The 4139-nt window shown below is 48.2% G+C and carries 2 tRNA genes and 2 rRNA genes; all 4 read left to right on the top strand.

The features are described 5' to 3' along the window. Positions 1-63 precede the first annotated feature (63 nt). The 4 genes from KO534_RS03650 to rrf all read left to right on the top strand — a co-directional run bounded on the left by KO534_RS03650 (position 64) and on the right by rrf (position 4002). Positions 64-139 (top strand) — tRNA-Ala (locus KO534_RS03650). Between the two features lie 102 nt (positions 140-241). Beyond that, a tRNA-Ile gene (locus KO534_RS03655) sits at positions 242-318 on the top strand. Positions 319-720: 402 nt separating this feature from the next. Beyond that, positions 721-3598 (top strand): 23S ribosomal RNA (locus tag KO534_RS03660). Between the two features lie 288 nt (positions 3599-3886). Beyond that, positions 3887-4002 (top strand): 5S ribosomal RNA (gene rrf / locus KO534_RS03665). The last annotated feature ends 137 nt before the right edge of the window (positions 4003-4139 follow it).

Genomic DNA, 4139 nt, shown 5'->3' on the forward strand with positions numbered 1-4139 from the left:
GATTGTTTTGTTTTGATGAAGAGAACCGAGAGACCGTTTCTAGCATGAAAGTGCATTTAGAAAGGGGCTATAGCTCAGCTGGGAGAGCGCCTGCCTTGCACGCAGGAGGTCAGCAGTTCGATCCTGCTTAGCTCCACCAAATTGCTTGCGCAATAATAGGCTTGTAGTTCGGATGGTTGCAGCCCTGCCCGGTAAAGAGTGGTGAGGTCGAAGCCGACGGAGTAACAGTCTTGCAGTATTTAGGCTTGTAGCTCAGCTGGTTAGAGCGCACCCCTGATAAGGGTGAGGTCGGCAGTTCAAGTCTGCCCAAGCCTACCAATATTTGCGTAGCGAATGTTGGAAGCCGTTAACTCTAGGTTTTAAATAAGATTAAGTAACCTTAATCAATGTGTACTGTTTAGTGTATCAAGCAGTGTTTATTGATTAAGGTTTTTTAAACCTTAATTGTTATTCACTTAGGTGGAAACAATGTTCTTTAACAATATGGAAAGCTGATAAAAAAGTAATCGAAAACTAAAAGAGTGGTTCTTAGGAACTTACTCTATCTGATTTATGATTAGTAACTTGTCACGCATACAACGGTCATCGCAAGATGACGCCTAACTCTGTAATAAAAGGACAGAGGGTGGACGAGTTGTTTGATTTACCTCTGACGTTACTGAGGTGAAGAAATGCAACGTACTGTTACTTAGGTAGCAGAGAGGTCATTTTGGGTTGTATGGTTAAGTGACTAAGCGTATACGGTGGATGCCTAGGCAGTTAGAGGCGATGAAGGACGTGTAAGTCTGCGAAAAGCTGTGGAGAGCCGACAAAATGCTTTGACCCACAGATATCCGAATGGGGAAACCCACCGCTTCGGCGGTATCTGCAACTGAATACATAGGTTGTAGAGGCAAACGAGGGGAACTGAAACATCTAAGTACCCTTAGGAAAAGAAATCAACAGAGATTCCCCTAGTAGCGGCGAGCGAACGGGGAGCAGCCGAGTAGTAATGAAGTAGTGGAATGTGTTGGAAAGCACAGCGATACAGGGTGATAGCCCCGTACACGAAGCGTCATTATTGCCATATTAAGTAGGTCGGGACACGTGTTATCTTGACTGAAGATGGGGGGACCATCCTCCAAGGCTAAATACTCCTAACTGACCGATAGTGAACCAGTACCGTGAGGGAAAGGCGAAAAGAACCCCTGTGAGGGGAGTGAAATAGAACCTGAAACCGTATACGTACAAGCAGTAGGAGCAGACTTGTTCTGTGACTGCGTACCTTTTGTATAATGGGTCAGCGACTTATATTTAGTAGCAAGGTTAACCGAATAGGGGAGCCGTAGCGAAAGCGAGTGTTAACTGCGCGTTTAGTTGCTAGGTATAGACCCGAAACCCGGTGATCTAGCCATGGGCAGGTTGAAGGTTGAGTAACATCAACTGGAGGACCGAACCGACTAACGTTGAAAAGTTAGCGGATGACTTGTGGCTGGGGGTGAAAGGCCAATCAAACCGGGAGATAGCTGGTTCTCCCCGAAAGCTATTTAGGTAGCGCCTCGGACGAATACCACAGGGGGTAGAGCACTGTTAAGGCTAGGGGGTCATCCCGACTTACCAACCCTTTGCAAACTCCGAATACCTGTGAGTACTATCCGGGAGACACACGGCGGGTGCTAACGTCCGTCGTGAAGAGGGAAACAACCCAGACCGCCAGCTAAGGTCCCTAAATATTACTAAGTGGGAAACGAAGTGGGAAGGCTAAGACAGCTAGGAGGTTGGCTTAGAAGCAGCCATCCTTTAAAGAAAGCGTAATAGCTCACTAGTCGAGTCGGCCTGCGCGGAAGATGTAACGGGGCTAAGTAATATACCGAAGCTGCGGACTTGTACTTATGTACAAGTGGTAGGGGAGCGTTGTGTAAGTGGCTGAAGGTGAACTGAGAGGTTTGCTGGACATATCACAAGTGCGAATGCTGACATGAGTAACGATAATGGGGGTGAAAAACCCCCACGCCGGAAGACCAAGGTTTCCTGTCCCATGCTAATCAGGGCAGGGTAAGTCGGCCCCTAAGGCGAGGCAGAAATGCGTAGTCGATGGGAAACGGATTAATATTTCCGTACTTGGTATATCAGTGAAGGGGGGACGGAGAAAGTTATGCAAGCCTGGCGTTGGTTGTCCAGGTGAAAGTGCGTAGGGTTGAATCTTAGGCAAATCCGGGATTCTACATGCTCGAGACACGAGACGAGACACTAAGGTGTTGAAGTTGCAAATACTCTGCTTCCAGGAAAAGCCTCTAAACTTATGATATATCGAACCGTACCCCAAACCGACACAGGTGGTCAGGTAGAGAATACTAAGGCGCTTGAGAGAACTTGGGTGAAGGAACTCGGCAAAATCGTACCGTAACTTCGGGAGAAGGTACGCCCCTGTTTGTGATTGGACTTGCTTCATGAGCGAATGGGGGCCGCAGTGAAATGGTGGCTGGAACTGTTTATTAAAAACACAGCACTGTGCTAAATCGAAAGATGACGTATACGGTGTGACGCCTGCCCGGTGCCGGAAGGTTAATTGATGGGGTTATCTTCGGAGAAGCTCTTGATCGAAGCCCCGGTAAACGGCGGCCGTAACTATAACGGTCCTAAGGTAGCGAAATTCCTTGTCGGGTAAGTTCCGACCTGCACGAATGGCGTAATCATGGCCACGCTGTCTCCACCCAAGACTCAGTGAAATTGAAATCGCAGTGAAGATGCTGTGTACCCGCACCTAGACGGAAAGACCCCGTGAACCTTTACTATAGCTTGGCACTGAACATTGACCCTACATGTGTAGGATAGGTGGGAGACTTCGAAGCATTGTCGCCAGATGATGTGGAGTCAACCTTGAAATACCACCCTTGTAGGTTTGATGTTCTAACATTGTTCCCTTATCGGGAATGTGGACAGTGTCTGGTGGGTAGTTTGACTGGGGCGGTCTCCTCCCAAAGCGTAACGGAGGAGCACGAAGGTTGGCTAATCCTGGTCGGACATCAGGAGGTTAGTGCAATGGCATAAGCCAGCTTAACTGCGAGACAGACACGTCGAGCAGGTACGAAAGTAGGTCATAGTGATCCGGTGGTTCTGAATGGAAGGGCCATCGCTCAACGGATAAAAGGTACTCCGGGGATAACAGGCTGATACCGCCCAAGAGTTCATATCGACGGCGGTGTTTGGCACCTCGATGTCGGCTCATCACATCCTGGGGCTGAAGTCGGTCCCAAGGGTATGGCTGTTCGCCATTTAAAGTGGTACGCGAGCTGGGTTTAGAACGTCGTGAGACAGTTCGGTCCCTATCTGGTGTGGGCGTTGGATGATTGAGGGGAGCTGCTCCTAGTACGAGAGGACCGGAGTGGACGAACCGCTGGTGTTCGGGTTGTTTTGCCAAAGGCATTGCCCGGTAGCTACGTTCGGAATCGATAACCGCTGAAAGCATCTAAGCGGGAAGCGAGCCCCAAGATGAGTCATCCCTGTACGTTTAACGTACCTAAAGGGTTGTTGAAGACTACGACGTTGATAGGCAGGGTGTGGAAGCGTAGCAATGCGTTGAGCTAACCTGTACTAATTGCCCGTGAGGCTTAACCATACAACGCCAAAGTGGCTTTTTATAAACGCACTATCGTGCTGTCGCGATACATTGCTTAACCGCAAAAACGTGGTTTTGCTGACAATGTATCTGCTCGCTAAAGTTAAAAGCGGGTGACAAACGAGAAGGTGAGATAAAAAACTATAAAGCGTTTGATGAGTGACAAGACAACATCATAAACAATAGAGTAAGACTAAAGACCTCTTTAGCATTGATTACTTGGTCATAAGACCTCAGCTTTTACATATTGAAATGTAATGTCTAAGTAGACGTTATATACAGTTTTTGTCTGGCGACAATAGCGATGTGGTACCACCTGATCCCATTCCGAACTCAGAAGTGAAACACATTAGCGGCGATGGTAGTTTGGGGTTTCCCCATGCGAGAGTAGCACATTGCCAGACTCCCATTCAGAAGAAAGGCCACCTGCATAAGGTGGCCTTTTTTTGTGGTTGGAATTTGGTGAGTGTGTCACGCCAATTGGCTTGAAAGCAGGTGACCTATCGTCTGAACAGATGTGACATGCTACCCCGCGGTCAAC

The organism is Paraglaciecola arctica (assembly GCF_018861065.1).
GTDB classification, from domain to species: Bacteria; Pseudomonadota; Gammaproteobacteria; order Enterobacterales; family Alteromonadaceae; genus Paraglaciecola; species Paraglaciecola arctica_B.